Consider the following 16,503-nt stretch of genomic DNA (forward strand, 5'->3'; position numbering starts at 1 on the left):
GGCCTCCCTATGGGAGGCCGTCGCAAATTTGCCCCTTATTTGCATCGAGCTAATAATTTTTCCCATTTTGCATCCACAGCCAGAATAGCCAGAGGACGGTTCCCCCTGGTTACCCCCAGAAAAATAGACGAATACCATATTGAAGCTTAAAAAAGCGGTATGAAAAAACAACCTCACAACAGGTATTTGTTGTGAGGTTGCTGTTTAAATTGCAAAACCAAAATAGATATTTTCTACTTATCCTGAATCCTCATGCCATAGAAGGAACGCCAGACGAAGAACAGGGCAATGGCCAGGAAGACAAAGCCGATCGTGGGCGCAATATTCCGGAAGGATTCGGAAATCGCCATTTCCATGGCCAGCAAACCAAATAAGGTGGTGAATTTAATGATCGGGTTCAGCGCTACGGAGGAGGTATCTTTAAAGGGATCTCCCACCGTATCCCCCACTACTGTGGCATCATGCAAGGGAGTGCCTTTTTCTTTCAGGTCTACTTCTACTACCTTCTTGGAATTATCCCAGCATCCGCCCGCATTGGCCATAAATACCGCTTGGTACAGTCCAAATACGGCAATGGAAATCAGGTAGGCTACAAAGAGGGCTACCGGTTCATTGCTGTTTTTCGGGGCCGACAGGCAGGCAAAGGCCATGGCAAAGGAGAAGATGACGATAAAGATGTTGAACATGCCGTTCTGAGCATACTGGGTACATATTTTGACCACTTCTTTGGACTTTTCTGTGGCCGCTTTCTGGTTGGCATTTTCGTCCAGGGAGATGTTCTTTTTGATATATTCTACCGCCCGGTAGGCCCCCGTGGTTACGGCCTGGGTGGACGCTCCGGTAAACCAGTAGATTACCGCGCCCCCGCACAGGAAGCCTAAGATGGTGTAGGGGTTCAAAATGTTGAGGATGGTTTCCGGCTCCACCCCTAAGACATTCCGGATGACGAGAATTAAGGAGAAGATCATGGTGGTGGCGCCTACCACAGCCGTACCGATTAAGACGGGTTTCGCCGTGGCCTTGAAGGTGTTCCCCGCACCGTCGTTGGCCTCTAGATAATGTTTGGCTTTTTCAAAATCAGGTTTGAAGCCGAATTTTCCCTGAATTTCTTTTTCGATATCGGGGATGGATTCGATTAAGGATAGTTCGTAGATGGACTGGGCATTATCCGTGACCGGTCCGTAACTGTCTACGGCAATGGTCACAGGACCCATGCCCAGGAAGCCAAAGGCCACCAAACCAAACGCGAAAATGGAGGGATAAATCATGATTTCCCCTAATCCGTATCCGCTGGCAAAATAGGCGGCAAACATTAAGCCGAAGAAGACCATGCCCATCCAGAAACCGCTGAAATTACCCGCTACTAAACCGGATAAGATATTTAAGGAAGAACCCCCTTCCCGGGACGCTTTCACTACTTCCGCCACGTGAGAGGACTTGGGGCTGGTGAATATTTTCGTGAATTCGGGGATCAAGGCCGCCCCCAGGGTGCCGCAGCTGATGATGATGGAGAGCACGAACCAGAGGCCCTGCGCCATTTGATCCAGTTCTGATCCCGGTCCCAGCATCAGGTAGCTGATGGCAAAGGTGACGATGATGGAAAGGATCGAGGTAATCCACACCAGATTGGTCAGGGGCTGTTCGAAATCGAAGTCGTCTTTGTTGCTGTATTTCGCCTGGCTGAATACTTTGTTCACATAGAAAGAAGCGATGGAGGTGATGATCATTAAAATCCGCATCACAAAGATCCAGGTCAACATGGTGCTCTGCAGGGAGCTGTCCACTGCCAGCACAATAAAGGACACTAAGGCCACACCGGTCACACCGTAAGTCTCGAATCCGTCCGCCGTCGGTCCTACGCTGTCTCCGGCGTTGTCCCCCGTGCAGTCCGCAATCACGCCCGGGTTCCGCGGGTCGTCTTCTTTAATCTTAAAGACGATTTTCATCAGGTCGGAGCCGATGTCGGCGATCTTGGTGAAGATACCCCCGGCAATACGCAAGGCGCTGGCTCCCAAGGACTCACCGATGGCAAAGCCGATAAAGCTGGCCCCGGCCAGTTCCCGGGGTACAAAAATCAGAATGATCAGCATCATGATCAATTCCACGCAGATGAGCAGCACACCAATGCTCATGCCCGCATCCAGGGGGATATTTAAAAGCTTCAAAGGCTTTCTTTCCAAAGCGGCAAAAGCCATCCGGCTGTTGGCCAGGGTATTCATGCGGATCCCATACCAGGCTACACTGTAAGAACCCAGAATGCCGATCACCGTCCAGCACAGAATCAGCAGCACCCCGCCTACGGATGTGCCTTGGAGGAAGCCGAAGTAGAAGGCAATACAAATAGCAATGAAAGCAAGCAGAATTAAGAGAAATTTACCCTGTTGGACCAGATAGGTTTTGCAGGTTTCATAAATGATATTTGCCACATCCAGCATGGATTTGTGGGCCCGGATCTTTTTTACTCTGGTAAATTGGTAGAAACCAAAGAGCATGCCCAAAAGACAAACCCCGATGCCGAATGTAAGTGAAGTATTCTGCGCCGGCGTTAATTCCGGAATCTTCAGGTTGGCTTCACTGGCAAAGGCCATGGCCGGCGAAAGCAGTAACATAAGCATAGTAAATAATCCTTTAAACATCGCTTTCGCCGTTTTCTTTTTGGATATTGCATCCATTTGTTCAAATCACTCCCTTTAAAATTATAGAATCTATGTAAAATAATGGAACTCATAAAGTTCCTTACTTTGTGGGAAGCGCTCCCTCAACAACAGCTATTATATTATAATATGGGTAAATAGATTATTCAATATGCACCATTATAGAACTTTCGGCAAATTCACGTCAAGGTTATGGACAATTATAGAAATAAATCTCTACAGATCGCAATTTTTTTGCATTCCGCCAGGACACTTCCCCCCCCTTACCGAAGCAGCACCCAAACAATACAGGGAATTGTGACCATAGACAACAAAGTACTGACAAAGATGAATCTGGACGCCAGGTGATAATCGTTGCCATACTTGGCGGATAGAATAGAAGTAATGGCTGCCACAGGCATGGCAGCATAAAGCACCGGTATGTTCATCAGGTAGCCGGTGAAATGGAATAATTTCAATAGACCGAAGATGATGAGGGGCAGGAAAAGTAATCTTTCCAAACTGCACAGCAGTACCTTCAGGTCCCGGAAAATGACTCTTACCTCGATATCTCCTAAAGCAGAACCAATAAAAATCATGGATAAAGGGGTCGTTAAGCTTCCTAATAATTGCAGGGATTGATGCACCGGTCCCGGTAATTTAGTGGAAGTGACCAGGAGAAGGAATCCGATAGCAACGGCGATGATGCTGGGGTTGACGATTTGCTTCAGCATGGGAAGCCAGGAACTGACCGCGTGATTCGTCGCCGCTTCCTGGGCCGGCCGGCACACCACCATCACCCCGAAGGTCCACACAAACAAGGCAAAAGAGACATCGAATACCGCCATAAAAAATATCCCCGGTTCTCCAAAAATGGCATATGCCACAGGAAATCCCATAAAACTGGTATTGCCGAAGACAAGGCCGAATTGAAAGATATCCCGGGTTGTGCCCTTTACTTTCAACACCTTGACCAAAGGGTATGACAATAAAATAAAGATCAGATAGGTGCACAAGGATATCAGTAATAACTGGCCGCTTTCTGCCAGCAGTTTTCCCGATAAGCTTAAACCGTTTAAAGAAACAATGATAATGGCGGGTAAGGAAACATAGACCAGAAGATTTCCCACATCCTGGTTCATATGATTGCTGATTAGCCTGGTTTTTTTACAGAAATATCCTACCCCGATCAGTAAAAATAATACCAAAATTTGCATCAATACTTTCAGCATACGACCTCCGCTTTGGGTGCCCGGGCAACCAAAATAGAGAAGTCGCAAGATCGCCACGTTACATCGTGCCTCCCACGTCTTCTCTATCTTCCTCTCGTCGAAAAGTTGTTTCATGGATCATCTATGGATGGACCTATCTTACCAGACCACAACGTTAATTTCAAGCATCAGACCTATTCTTTATTTTGGATCAGCCCCAGCTTCCGGAGCACCTCAACAAGCTTTTCCGTATCAATGGGTTTGCTGGCATAAGCATCACAACCCGCTTCAAAGGCATTCTGGACAATTTGTGTCTTTGCCAAAGCCGTAGTCATAATCACTTTCACCCGCTTTTCGGGAAGGATGCCTTTTTGCACCTCCAAATCTTTGATCGCTTTTAAGATTTTTACCCCATCCACTTTCGGCATCATAATATCCAGACAGATCAGGTCATAGGGCTTGTCCTCCTTAATGGCCATTAAAAATGCATCTAAGGTCTCCAGTCCGTCTACCGTCATATCGCATTCCCCAAACTGGGATAGAAATTTAAATAAGAATTTCCTGCTGGATAAATCGTCTTCGGCAATTAGAATCCTCATGGCTACACCCCCCTTCCGTTTAGAACCGTTGATTTTTTAAAGGTATCCCATTCATGTTTAATTAGTTTTACATAGTTCCATATATCGATGAGGGTTCCCCGACGGGCGGCAAGTTCAATCTTAAATGCCATGATCTTGATTTCATCCGCATTCACCCGATTTGACAGCACCTTGATTTTATGGGCGATTCTTTCCACCGCCTCCAGGTCGTTTTTTTGGAAAGCAGGCTCCAATTCTTCTATACATGCTAATATTTCCCTCAACACCGGAATCATGTCCTGATCCATGCGAAACTCACTTTTCTTGGTAAAAACAATATTGCCTTGGTCATCAATAAACACCCCGTGGGGTAGGTTTTTGGGCGGATCATCTTTTGCCGGGGAAATTTTCTCCAAAATGTAATACAATTCTTCCATTTGGATCGGTTTGGCGATATACTCGTCCATGCCCATGGAGAGAAATCTTTCCCGGTCTCCTTGCAAGGCGTAGGCGGTCAAGGCCACAATCGGCGTGTGCCTGGCGCTTCCCTCCTTCTCTCTTATTCTTCGGGTGGCTTCGATCCCATCCAGTTCAGGCATTTGAATATCCATAAGAACGAGATCGAAGTCCCGCCGGTGAAACAAATCTATGGCCTCCTTTCCATTGCCGGCCACTTCCACCACATGCTTCCCTTCTTGTAACATGCGGGATATCACCTTCTGGTTGATCGCATCATCTTCGGCTAAGAGAATATGCAATGGGTTGTTGGACCGGTAAACCTTCCTCTGTTTGGGTTCTTCCGGCACGGGTCTGCCCAGCTTGAATTTTAATAAAAAGTAGAAGGTGCTGCCTCGATCCTTTTCGCTTACCACGCCCATGGTTCCGCCCATCATCTCCACCAGTTGTTTGGAGATGGCCAGCCCTAAGCCGGTACCGCCGTACTTGCGGGTAAAGGATCTGTCAATTTGGTTGAAACTCTGAAAAAGATTGCCTAAATCAGATTGGGCGATGCCGATCCCTGTATCCGATACGGCAAATTTCAATTCTGCAGATTCCGGGGTGTGGGCAATGGTTTTGATGGAGACCGTGATTTCTCCGGCTTCCGTAAACTTAATGGCATTGCTGACCAGGTTATGCAATACCTGTTGCAGCCGGTATGGGTCACCCACCAAAAAGGCTGGAATGGTGGAAGAGAGGGTATAGTTCAACTCCAGCCCCTTGCTTACGGCCCGGGGAGAATGGGTTTTAATGACCTCTTCCAGGCACTCCCGGAGGGAAAAATTGGTCTCCTCGATCACCAGTCTTCCGGCCTCCATCTTGGAAAAATCTAAAATGTCGTTGATAATATTCAGCAGGGAATCGGCACATGTTTTTGCCGTGGCCAGGTTGTCCTTTTGCTCAAAATTTAAATCGGTGGAAAGGGTTAGATTGATCATGCCCACAATACCATTTAAAGGCGTCCTTATTTCGTGGCTCATGTTTGCCAAGAATTCACTTTTTGCCCGACTGGCCGCTTCCGCTTCTTCCTTGGCTTCCTTGAGCACCTGTTCCGCAAGTTTTCGCTCCGTTACATCCCGGATGATACTGAGCAGGATCTGCTTGCCTTCCAGTTCGGCCCCCTGGGAGCTGACTTCCACCGGAAAAGAAGTGCCGTCTTTTCGATAATGGGTCGTCTCAAAGAAAATACCTTTGTGCTCTGCCTGTTTCATCTGTTTCAGAGCTAAGTCTTTTGCCTTGCGCAAATCGAAGATGGTTAAATTCAGCAGCTCTGTGCGGGTATAGCCATAGGCTTTTACCGCAGCCTCATTGGCATCAATAATTTGGCCGTCACGTTCCACAAACAGGATAATGTCCCGGGCTGTTTCGGAAAGGAGGCGATACCGGTTTAACCCTTCTTCCGCACTTTTTAGCTCCGTAATATCATCGATGGCGATCATAATATGGGTTTTGCCATTTAAAGCCACTGGAACCAGATTCACTTTGTACCAGGGTTCCACCTCTTTTTCCGGCAGTCTACTGGGATATTTGACAATTAAGCCTTGACATGGCTTACCCGTATGGAAGAGCTGGATCACCTTATTGCGCAAATCGCAGCATTGGCACTCTCCCCCATTGCCGCATCCTTTGGCAAAACTGTAGAGGCATAAAAGGCCTTCACCCAGTTTGCGCCCGACAACTTCCTTCTCGCTTCTCCCAATCGTGCGCAGAAAGGTAGGATTTACCTGCTTAATGATCAACTGTTCATCCACAATAATCATACTCATGGGGGCAGCTTCAAAGATGGACTTAAAATTATTGCGCTCCGTTTTTAATTGTTCCTCCACCTGCCTGATTCTGGTAATATCCCGAAAAACGATCACCATGCCCGTATTCTCCCCCCGGGCATTTCTGATCGGGGAACAGTTGGCCGAGATATACTTTTTTCTCCCGTCTCTCAACAAGAGGGCCGAGTCCTTCTTTAGTCCGGCTACCCTATCCATCCTGGCTACAGAATCCATGAGACTTTCCAGGGGTTCTCCCGTTTCATAATCGATGACTACAAAAACCTGTTGAAAATCTTGGCCATAGGCCTCTTCCGCCCCCCATCCCGTTAAACCTTCCGCAGCCGTATTCATAAACGTGATTTTACCGTCCAGATCAATGGTAATGACCCCGTCTCCAATACAGGACAGGGTAAATGCCATTTTATCGTCTGCCTGATTCAGGTATTTTTTGCTCATGGAAACCACCTTCAATTAGGAATGAAAAATTTTATAGATCCAGAGCGGTATATTCTCTAGGGAGATCTGTTTTTCCACCGCTCCTATTTCCAGGGCTACTTTCGGCATGCCGTATACCACGCTGGATTTTTCATCCTGTCCCATGGTTCGTGCCCCATTTCGTCTCATATGGAGCAGACCTTTGGCGCCATCGCAACCCATTCCTGTTAGAATGACACCGACTGCTTGATTTTTTGCTTCCTGGGCCACCGATTCGAAGAGTACGTCTACCGAAGGACAGTGGCCGTTTACCCTGTCCCCGGGGAAACACTCGACCTTGTACCTGTCTCCTATTTTTTTCACACGCATATGTTTGTCGCCGGGAGCGATCAAAACACGTCCCGGTTCCACAGCATCTCCTGTCTCTGCCTCCTTGACCTGAAATGGGGTAGAGTTGTGCAGCCTTTCGGCAAACATGCGGGAAAACAAAGGAGGTATGTGCTGGACCACGACCATGCCCGGCATTCTGGCCGGCAAGGCCCTTAAAATCTTATAGATCGCTTCCGTGCCTCCTGTGGAAGCCCCCACGGCAATCATTTTATCACCCAGATCAGCTTTGATCCCGGGCAGGGCCGGTTGGCCCGGATGGGTTGTCTTTAAGGGGGATACATTGGCTGTGGAGGCAATTTTTATCTTTACAATCAGTTCATGAATAAATATTTCCACATTTTTTGCGGACTGGACATCAGGCTTGGTCACAAAATCGACCGCTCCGGCATTCATCGCATCAAAAACGGCCGCGCTGATCGTACTGACTACGATTACAGGAAGGGGGTATTGGGGCATCAGCCTTTTGATAAATTCTATGCCATTCATCTTCGGCATTTCCACATCACAAGTCATGACATCGGGCTGATAGCGGATGATTTTGTCCCTGGCCTCGAATGGGTCGGCTGCAGTATCTACCACTTCAATATAAGGGTCGGAAGAGATCCCTCTGGACAGTACCGCTCTGAACACCATACTGTCGTCCACAACTAGAACGCGTATTTTCCTTCCCATTCCTACCTACTCCTTTCTATAAACAGCAGGGATGATATATTTGTACCGGCACAGGTCACGATTTAATGATTCTGCATGCCCCACAAATAAATATCCTCCCGGCTCGGTCCAGTGATAAAATTTCCCCGCCAAATCCAGTTTGGTCTCATCATTAAAATAGATCATCACGTTCCGGCAAAAGATCACATGGAATTTCCTCTTAAAAGGAAATACGTTCTCCATCAGATTAAACTTTCGATAGATCACTTCGTTCCGGATCCGGTCTACCAAAACAGACTTTTCTCCGTTCAGTTTTTTAAAGTAATTGTTCCTCCAGTGCACCGGGAGTGAGGTAAGATGCTCATTAGGGTATTCCCCTTTCACAGCCTGATCAAGGACCCTGTTTGAAATATCTGTGGCTAAAATCTTGGTGTCCCACCACTTTTTTTCTTTTCCCAGAAATTCATCTAAAATCATGGCCAGGGTATAGGGTTCTTCGCCCGAGGAGCATCCGGCGCTCCAAATGCGCAAATCTTTGTCTTTTGCCGTTTCCACAAGTACGGGTAATACCTGATCCCTAAAATAGTGAAAATGGTCGGCTTCCCGCATAAAAAAAGTATGGTTGGTCGTAATCTTTTCAATCAGGGTGCCTGCGGCGTCTCCTGTTGGATCGGAGACCAGGTAATCATAATACTCGGTAAAATTGCGAAAGTTGTTACTGGTCAGTACATGGTACAGCCTCCCCGTGACCAGGGTCTGCTTTTCTTTTTTTAATTGAATGCCATAATTGGCCTGGATGTAATGGGATATTTTTTTAAATTCTTTTTCCGTAATGTTGATCACGCGCATCACCGACCTTAATACGCAGGGGGAGTACCATCTCCCCCTGCGCTAAGAGCATTAATATTTGCCGAATTCCTTATCGCTTAAGGCAATTTCCAATTTAGGCTTGGCGGCCGCCGCTTCTTCATAGTTCTCTATGTCCGGGCTGCTTTTCTTTTTCTTCTCCGCCATACCTTCCAATACCCTTAAAACGTCCGGATTGATCTCTTCCAATTCTTTGTAGGAGGATAAGCCCACTCTTTTCAACTTAAACCTATTTACCTGCCCCTTTAACAGTTCTGCCTGGCTGGATAATTCTTCACTGGCGGCTGCACTTTCCTCAGAAGTGGCCGAGTTGGTTTGAACGACCTGGGACACCTGCATAATCCCCTGGTTGACCTGGCCAATGGCGGCGGCCTGCTCGTTTGAAGCGGCAGCAATATTGCCCACAATGCCCGTTACCTTTGCCACGTTCTCTACAATCTGATTGAGGGCGGCGGCCGTTTCATGGGCGATCTTAGTACCTCCTTCCACTTTCTTGATCGATCCCTCAATCATATCGGTGGTTTCTTTGGCGGCATTCGCAGAACGGGCCGCCAGGTTGCGCACTTCTTCCGCCACAACGGCAAATCCCTTACCGTGTTGACCGGCCCGGGCCGCCTCTACGGCAGCATTTAGGGCAAGAATATTAGTCTGGAAGGCGATTTCATCAATCACCTTAATGATTTTGGAAATATTGCACGAGGCGTCATTGATTTCTTCCATGGCTTTGAGCATGCTCTTCATCTGGTCATTTCCCTGCAAAGCATTGGTCTGGGCGATTTCCGCCAGGGTGTTTGCCTCGCCGGCATGCTGGGCGTTCAGGTTGGTCTGAGAGGAGATCTCTTCCAGGGAAGCCGTAAGTTCTTCGATGGAGCTTGCCTGCTCCGTGGCGCCCTGAGAAAGGGCCATGCTGGAGGCCGATACCTGCTTCGCCCCTGAAGCCACCTGCTCCGCCGCGGCATTGATATGGGACAGGGCATTATTCATATTCTCCGTCATGGTGCGGAAAGATGCAGCCAGGATGCCGATTTCATCCTTTGTCTGAATATCAACATTTACGTTCAGATCCCCTTGGGCAATTTTGTTTGCGGCCGCCACAATCTTTTTGACAGGTCTGCTGATGGAGGAAGAAATGAATATGCCCAGCACCAGGGCCAAAATAACCCCGACAATTAACAAAATGACGGTTGAGCGTGTGGCGGCATTGGCGGTCTGGGTATTGTTCCCTGCAGCCTCTTTGGCAAACTGAACCTTCAGGTCTGTTACCAGCTTCAGGGCATCCTCCATTTGCTGAGTGGCGGTTTCCGCATCACCTTTGAGGAGAAGAATCGCTTCCTGGTCTTTGTTTGCTCTGGCCAGTTCAATTATTTTGGCAGCTTCCTCATCGTAATTGGCCTTCGCCTCCTCTAAATCCTTGATTGCGGCTGCCCCTTCATCGGATAGCAGGGTCTTTTTAAAACTTTCCAGGTTGCTGGCAAACTCATCATTTCTCAGTTTAATGCTGTTTTCATAATCATCAAATTCTGCCGGCGTGGAAGCTAGGATGATATCCCGGACATTGCCCCGCATGCGCTGGTATGATTCAGTGATCGTCACCAATTCTCCCAAAGGAGCAGTCATCTTCTCATAAAGGTCCGTATCAAGGCTCTCAATTTCTTTAATATTCTTCACGCCTATAACTCCGATAGCCCCGGCGATGATGGCGACAATAAAAAAGCCGGCCAAAAGTTTCACACTGATTCTCAAATTATAAAACCACTTCATGATATTTCCTCCTCTTTCATGACCGCATTTTCTAAAAGCTCTGCTTCATCCTGCTTCAGAAGCTTGTCGCAATCCAAGATCAGCTTTACTTCACTGCCCACTTTACCGATTCCTTTGATAAATTTGCTCCCCCCTTTGTTGAGATCCGGAGGGGGAACAATCTCTTGCTCCGGGATGGACAAGACTTCCGAGACACAATCGACAATAAGTCCGATGGATATTTCCTGCAGATCGACCACAATCACACAGGTGCGGTCATTATACTCCCGAAAGGGCTTTTTAAAACGAAGCCGTACATCCATGACGGGAATGATCTTGCCTCTAAGGTTAATGATTCCTCTTACGTATTCGGGGAGTTCCGGGACTTCGGTAATGGACTGGATACCAATAATTTCCGTAACATATTTGATCTCAATCCCATAAAACTCAGGACCAATAGAAAAGGTTAAGAACTTCCCTTTCTGCGTATCTTCTTCCTGGTCCCCTAATTCCTGCACAAATGTCTCAGCCATCTGTCGCATCTCCTTTGCTTATAGATTTCCTGCTTTTCCCGCTTCAGGTATTAGACCTCCAATATCCAGTATTAAACTGATGCTGCCGTCTCCCAGCAAGGTGCACCCTGCCAACCCGTGAATTTTTTTAAAGTTTCTGATGTAGCCGGGAAGGGCCTTCACAACCACCTGTTGCTGTCCTAATAATTGATCGGCAAAGATGCACAGGTTTTTTTCATCTTGCTCCACCAGGATCATGATGCCGTCCGTAAATGAGGCGGCTTCGGCTTTTACCCGGTATAATTCATGAAGACGCAGGATGGGCAGGCACTGCCCCCGCACCATCATCATTTCATTTCCTTCCGGGTCGGTAATGATATCCCTTTCTTGGGGCCGGAAGGATTCTTTGATGGCCGTGATGGGAATGGTGTATCTTGCAGAACCGACACGAATATTCATGCCGTCGATGATCGCCAGGGTCAAAGGGATCTTGAGCATGATCGCCGTACCTTCACCTTCCCTGCTCTCTACCGCCACAGAGCCGCCCACCGTTTCAATATTCCTGGCCACCACGTCCATGCCCACACCCCGGCCGGAAAACTCCGTAACGGTCTCTTTGGTAGAGAAGCCGGGGAGAAAGATGAGATGATAGATTTCCCGGTCAGAGAATTCCCCTTCCGGCTTATGGAGCAGACCGTTTTCCCTTGCTCTGGCCAGAATCTTCTCCTTATTTAAACCCCTGCCGTTATCTTTAATCAGAATCAAGACATCTCCGCCTGCGTTTTTTGCTTCCAGCGTAATCTTGGCAGGCTCCACCTTTCCTTTTGACTGTCTTTCTAGAGGAGGCTCAATGCCATGATCAAGGGAATTTCGAATCAGGTGCATCAGAGGGTCGGCGATATGTTCGATAATATTCTTATCTACTTCCGTTTCTTCCCCAATGATCGCCAGTTCCACCTCTTTGTCCAGCTTTTTACTCATATCACGGACCACCCGGATCATTTTCTGAAAAATGGTGGCCAGAGGCACCATGCGGATGGACATAACTACATCCTGCAATTCACCGGTAATTTTTTGCAGCTGCCGGGCTGCCTTGTGGAAATTATCCAATTCCAGACCTTTTAAATCGGGGTTTTGCGTTACCATCGCTTCTGAGATCACTAATTCTCCTACCAAATCCATAAGCTTGTCCAGCTTGGCCACATGGACAGGAATCATGCTCTGGTAATTCGTCTGGGGCCCTTTTTCCCCCTGATCCCCTTTATTTCTCAACTGCCCGTCCTCACCGCATGCTTCATCAGACTCCACCTGCCTGCGCTGAGAGAGCTGTTTGAATTTCTCATCGTTTTCCAACTGGATCAGTTCTAATTTCTGTAAGAAGGGGATCTGCATAAAAAAATCATGCATTGCTGCATAAGTCTGCTCGGTGATAAATAATACCCGGAACCCCTCTTCCTGAATCACCCGGCTACTGTCGTCATCATCAATTAAGTTCCCAGGGAGATGATAAACATCCGCAGCCCGTTCTTTCAGATCATGGATAAAGGCATAGGCACGGAGGCTTTCCATTTCACAACCCTCTTCAAAAAATATTACCGCTTCAAAGGCATTTTTCGAGGCCGGCACGGGTATTTTATTCTGCGTGATATAATACTTCTGCGGGAGATCTTCCTTTTCTTCCGCCCCTGCTTCCCGGACCGGGGAAAGATTATGCTGCTTCAGGACCACCAGGAATCCCTTGATTTTTCCCATCAAAGGCCCGGGTTCTCCGTCTGCCTGATCCCCATTTTTGATCCTCTCCATTTCCCCTCTAAAAAAATCAACGCCTTCAAAGACCAAATCTAAAAGTTCCGAGTAGTTTACGTTTTCCGGCTTTTCTTCCCGAATAAAAAAGAAAAGGTCTTCCACCGCATGGGCAAGAGTAGATATGTTTTGAAAAAGCATCATGGCGGACGAACCCTTGATCGTATGCATAATCCTAAAAATCTCATTGATCACCGGCTGTGTAAAGCCACCTGACTTTTCGCCGTTCAAGATTACTTGTTCCAGTTTTTCCAACAGTTGCGTCGTTTCAAAAATAAACAGATCCACCATTGGCTCACGGTTAAGGTGATCCGACATACCCTGTCCTCCTTGTTCTGTCCCTTACATCGCGGCAATTTTATTTAAGGTCTCAATAACCTTGTCTTCCTTAAAGGGTTTCAGCAAAAAATTTTTCGCCCCGCATTTTACCGCTTCCTTTACAAAGACTTCCTGGCCCAGCGCGGAAATCACGATTACCTTCGCCCGGGGATCCATGGCCTTAATCGCCTTCAGTGCTTGAATCCCGTCCATTTCAGGCATGGTGATATCCATGGTCACTAAATCGGGGCGGTGCTCATGATATTTTTGAATCCCCTCCGCCCCGTTTTCCGCTTCCCCAACCACATCGAAGCCGTTCTTTTCCAGCATCGTCCGCAGTAATTTTCTCGCAATCAAAGCATCGTCAACGATCAGTACTCTTCTCATTCTCCACACTCCATTCTATTGTTGTCTCACAGAGGGAGTAAAAGCATCTAAAATCACTTTTAGAGTTAATAGAATTTTTTCTTTCAAGGGAAATGCATAGTTGTTCAGCCTCCAGCTCAGGCATACGGATCGAAAGGAACCTGCCACAATATGCGTTAAATGATCACTATCCACATCTGGACAGATTTGCCCCACTTTTTGCCCTTGCTCAATTGTTTTCTGAATAAAGTCCGTGCGGTCGGTGTAAATGTTTTTTACCTTTACTGCCAGGGCAGGATCGCAAAAAAGCACATCATAGGCTTGGTCAATAGCGGTGATGGCGGGGTAGTTCTCATAGTATTCCGCAAAAGCATTCACAAAATAGGTGATCGCTTCTTTGGGCTTTAATTCCAAGACTTCAATGGACTGGAGAATATCACTGTCATATTGGGCAAAATAGTCCAGCACGGCCAGGAGAATATCATTTTTTGTCTTATAGTGTTTAAACAAAGCGCCGTCAGATATCCCTTGCCTTCTGGCAATCTCCCGGGTGGATAACCCCTGTATCCCCAGCTCATTAATGATGTCCACTACCGTTAAGATGATGCCTTCCTTTCTTGGTAGCAAGTGGCTTCCCATATCATTCCTCCATAGGAAGTAAGCGCTTACTTCCTTATTTTTAGCTTATCATGAAAAATTTACCTTTGTCAATATTTGTTTTTTTCTGTCCTAATTTTTACCCGGAATATGTCCTTTTTATCCTTGACTTAACTAGAAAACTTGGCTTGCGCCAAGCCTTTGGCGACGGCGGAAGCCTTAGTTGCACTTATACTTGTCACCTTTGAATTTATATATTTTCTGACAAGTATAAAAAGGCGCGGTCTTTCGCCGCGCTTTTTTCGGATATGTCATCTTTTAATAGTGACCGTATCTTTTCCCACTCTTCCCGGATAGGCCCCGTCTTCCCGGCTGCCCAGCATCCCTTTGTGAATCGCCTCGGTGAAATCGCCGCACTGAATTACCTGATCCAGAACAGACCGGATACCTTCCACAATTTGCTCGGCAAATCGCGGGGCCTGTTCGGTGGGCTGGATCCCGGCCTGGCCAAAAAACCGGAAACCTTCATGGACCGAATGCAGGGTGTCGATCTTAGCAGGCACCGTAATGGGACCGCCGGAATAGGCCTCATCCGTTGAGGCAATAGAAATGGCATCTACTTCCAGGGACATCCCTAAACAGGCGTGCAGGGCCGTAGTCGTCGCGGATTGGACCCGGTCTTCCGTATGGGTCAGGAAACCGATGGGGGCTCCCGGCCAAAGAGGAGCATTGATGATGCTGCGTAAGGCCAATATTTTGGCGGCATTAAAATCAATATAGTTGTCCGTCATATTGCCATTAATCATTACTTCCGGAGAATAGGCAAAAAGAGGCTGGAGAATAGGCCTGGCCCCCAGGCGGAGAGCCAGATCGGTCACAATCAGCATGCCGGCAAAGGCTTTATAGGCCGGAACACCGGACAATTCTTCATTTGTGACCACATCAAAAGGCAGCCCATACTTTTGGGCATATTGGATGCTGTAATATCCGTCCACCACCATCCTGGCCGGGTCCGTGCCCGCCCCGAGGCAGCCGTAGCAGAAATTGATTTTGGTGAGGTCGGCGCCGATTTTCCCGGCCAAAACCACCGTTTCCGGCGTATTGAGACCCCGGTGGGCCCGGACCTGCCAGAGGGTTGACTTTTCCAACCCGGAATGAATCCGGTTTAAATTCGCCGGCGTAATCACCGTGCCATCTTCCTGGTGGGTTAAAAAGCCGTCCAGAAAGCCTTCTGTGCGGGCTCCCCAGGAAGGGTCAAAATGGACCACCCCATCAATTCCCCAAGCTTCGCTGGATAAAATATGACCGATATCCATAAAGGGGCAGCCCGTCCCATACTGATTAAAAACCAGTGGTTTCACACGGGTATGCTGCAATTTATGTACAGACATGCGGGCTTTGGTTTCGGCTAAATATTTTTCTAAACCGATCACTTCTTCCCGGGTAAATCGGCGTGTTTTGGGGTGGAGGATGCCGCCGGCATAAAATTTTTTCGGCAGCTCATCACAGAGATCAGGATAGTACTTCTCTAAATCCCCGTTACCTTCCCGGTTGCGCCACCTCGCCACATCCCAGAGCTCATCCCGCAGCCGGGCCCGTTCCACCCCCGGGGAGGTCTTATCCTTGACCCATGCCATGATCATATCGGAGATGCGGCTCAGCTTTTCCCCGATCTGGACATGTCGATATTGGTAATCATAAGGAGCCGTCATATCTCTTTTTACCTTTTGGAATCGGGTGGGGTCAGGATTATAACAGGTACCCTCAATAAAGCAGATGACTTCCTCTATAGTGGTTCCGGGGCCAAAGCCCCCGTCAAAACCAAGCTCGGCGGCCAATTCCGGCCGGATCGACATGCCGCCGATGCCGATCTTGATTTTTTCCCGAATCCCTGAGGCATCCGTGAGGTCGATAAATTTGGCCAGGAGTTCTGCTACCCCGTAACCTAAGGTGCGGCTCAGGAGCAAGGTATCCACATTCCCCTGACGCACAACCTGTTCGATGATTTCTTCCGGCGCTAAGTCCGGCGGTAACAGGATCGTTTCATATCCCGCCTCTGCCAAACCCCGGGAAATTTTTTTGAGTCCAATGTCATGTACCGGATCAATCGGTGCCAAAAGTACTTTTTTCATCTCAAC

12 protein-coding genes are annotated in these 16,503 nt (G+C 47.9%); all 12 read right to left on the reverse strand.

All coding sequences use genetic code 11. The features are described from left to right. Positions 1 to 233 precede the first annotated feature (233 nt). Positions 234 to 2,672, reverse strand: coding sequence for a sodium-translocating pyrophosphatase (locus tag DCMF_RS16155; RefSeq protein WP_148135368.1), 2,439 nt, complete (start codon positions 2,670 to 2,672; stop codon positions 234 to 236). Positions 2,673 to 2,917: 245 nt separating this feature from the next. Then, positions 2,918 to 3,922 carry an AEC family transporter gene (locus tag DCMF_RS16160; RefSeq protein WP_214658658.1) on the reverse strand — a complete coding sequence of 335 codons (1,005 nt, stop codon included), beginning with the start codon at positions 3,920 to 3,922 and terminating at the stop codon, positions 2,918 to 2,920. 116 nt (positions 3,923 to 4,038) lie between these two features. Then, on the reverse strand, positions 4,039 to 4,443 hold the full coding sequence (locus DCMF_RS16165) for a response regulator (RefSeq protein ID WP_148135370.1): 405 nt from the start codon (positions 4,441 to 4,443) through the stop codon (positions 4,039 to 4,041). Between the two features lie 2 nt (positions 4,444 to 4,445). Further along, positions 4,446 to 7,142 (reverse strand): hybrid sensor histidine kinase/response regulator, encoded by a 2,697-nt coding sequence (locus DCMF_RS16170; protein ID WP_148135371.1) that lies wholly within the window; start codon positions 7,140 to 7,142, stop codon positions 4,446 to 4,448. A 15-nt stretch (positions 7,143 to 7,157) separates the two neighbouring features. Next, positions 7,158 to 8,183 (reverse strand): protein-glutamate methylesterase/protein-glutamine glutaminase, encoded by a 1,026-nt coding sequence (locus tag DCMF_RS16175; RefSeq protein ID WP_148135372.1) that lies wholly within the window; start codon positions 8,181 to 8,183, stop codon positions 7,158 to 7,160. A 6-nt stretch (positions 8,184 to 8,189) separates the two neighbouring features. Beyond that, positions 8,190 to 9,005 carry a CheR family methyltransferase gene (locus DCMF_RS16180; RefSeq protein WP_148135373.1) on the reverse strand — a complete coding sequence of 272 codons (816 nt, stop codon included), beginning with the start codon at positions 9,003 to 9,005 and terminating at the stop codon, positions 8,190 to 8,192. Positions 9,006 to 9,062: 57 nt separating this feature from the next. Then, positions 9,063 to 10,790, reverse strand: coding sequence for a methyl-accepting chemotaxis protein (locus DCMF_RS16185; protein WP_148135374.1), 1,728 nt, complete (start codon positions 10,788 to 10,790; stop codon positions 9,063 to 9,065). Continuing rightward, the gene (locus DCMF_RS16190; protein WP_148135375.1) at positions 10,787 to 11,302 is read right to left on the reverse strand and encodes a chemotaxis protein CheW; all 516 of its coding nucleotides are present in this window, start codon (positions 11,300 to 11,302) and stop codon (positions 10,787 to 10,789) included. The genes DCMF_RS16185 and DCMF_RS16190 overlap by 4 nt, the downstream gene beginning before the upstream one ends. Positions 11,303 to 11,320: 18 nt before the next feature. Further along, positions 11,321 to 13,402 (reverse strand): chemotaxis protein CheA, encoded by a 2,082-nt coding sequence (locus tag DCMF_RS16195; RefSeq protein WP_148135376.1) that lies wholly within the window; start codon positions 13,400 to 13,402, stop codon positions 11,321 to 11,323. Positions 13,403 to 13,426: 24 nt separating this feature from the next. Next, the gene (locus DCMF_RS16200) at positions 13,427 to 13,789 is read right to left on the reverse strand and encodes a response regulator (RefSeq protein ID WP_148135377.1); all 363 of its coding nucleotides are present in this window, start codon (positions 13,787 to 13,789) and stop codon (positions 13,427 to 13,429) included. A 15-nt stretch (positions 13,790 to 13,804) separates the two neighbouring features. Continuing rightward, on the reverse strand, positions 13,805 to 14,407 hold the full coding sequence (locus tag DCMF_RS16205; RefSeq protein WP_148135378.1) for a TetR/AcrR family transcriptional regulator: 603 nt from the start codon (positions 14,405 to 14,407) through the stop codon (positions 13,805 to 13,807). A 269-nt stretch (positions 14,408 to 14,676) separates the two neighbouring features. Then, entirely contained in the window at positions 14,677 to 16,497 is a 1,821-nt protein-coding gene (locus tag DCMF_RS16210) for a cobalamin B12-binding domain-containing protein (protein WP_148135379.1), read from the reverse strand. Positions 16,498 to 16,503 lie beyond the last annotated feature (6 nt).

Origin of the sequence: Candidatus Formimonas warabiya (assembly GCF_002777255.1) — a bacterium.
Taxonomy (GTDB): domain Bacteria; phylum Bacillota; class Dehalobacteriia; order Dehalobacteriales; family Dehalobacteriaceae; genus Formimonas; species Formimonas warabiya.

Coding starts and splice junctions, on each gene's coding strand:
- DCMF_RS16210 (WP_148135379.1), bottom strand. CDS start 16,497: ATGAAAAAAGTACTTTTGGCACCGATTGATCCGGTACATGACATTGGA.
- DCMF_RS16185 (WP_148135374.1), bottom strand. CDS start 10,790: ATGAAGTGGTTTTATAATTTGAGAATCAGTGTGAAACTTTTGGCCGGC.
- DCMF_RS16165 (WP_148135370.1), bottom strand. CDS start 4,443: ATGAGGATTCTAATTGCCGAAGACGATTTATCCAGCAGGAAATTCTTA.
- DCMF_RS16155 (WP_148135368.1), bottom strand. CDS start 2,672: ATGGATGCAATATCCAAAAAGAAAACGGCGAAAGCGATGTTTAAAGGA.
- DCMF_RS16170 (WP_148135371.1), bottom strand. CDS start 7,142: ATGAGCAAAAAATACCTGAATCAGGCAGACGATAAAATGGCATTTACC.
- DCMF_RS16205 (WP_148135378.1), bottom strand. CDS start 14,407: ATGGGAAGCCACTTGCTACCAAGAAAGGAAGGCATCATCTTAACGGTA.
- DCMF_RS16175 (WP_148135372.1), bottom strand. CDS start 8,183: ATGGGAAGGAAAATACGCGTTCTAGTTGTGGACGACAGTATGGTGTTC.
- DCMF_RS16195 (WP_148135376.1), bottom strand. CDS start 13,402: ATGTCGGATCACCTTAACCGTGAGCCAATGGTGGATCTGTTTATTTTT.
- DCMF_RS16190 (WP_148135375.1), bottom strand. CDS start 11,302: ATGGCTGAGACATTTGTGCAGGAATTAGGGGACCAGGAAGAAGATACG.
- DCMF_RS16200 (WP_148135377.1), bottom strand. CDS start 13,789: ATGAGAAGAGTACTGATCGTTGACGATGCTTTGATTGCGAGAAAATTA.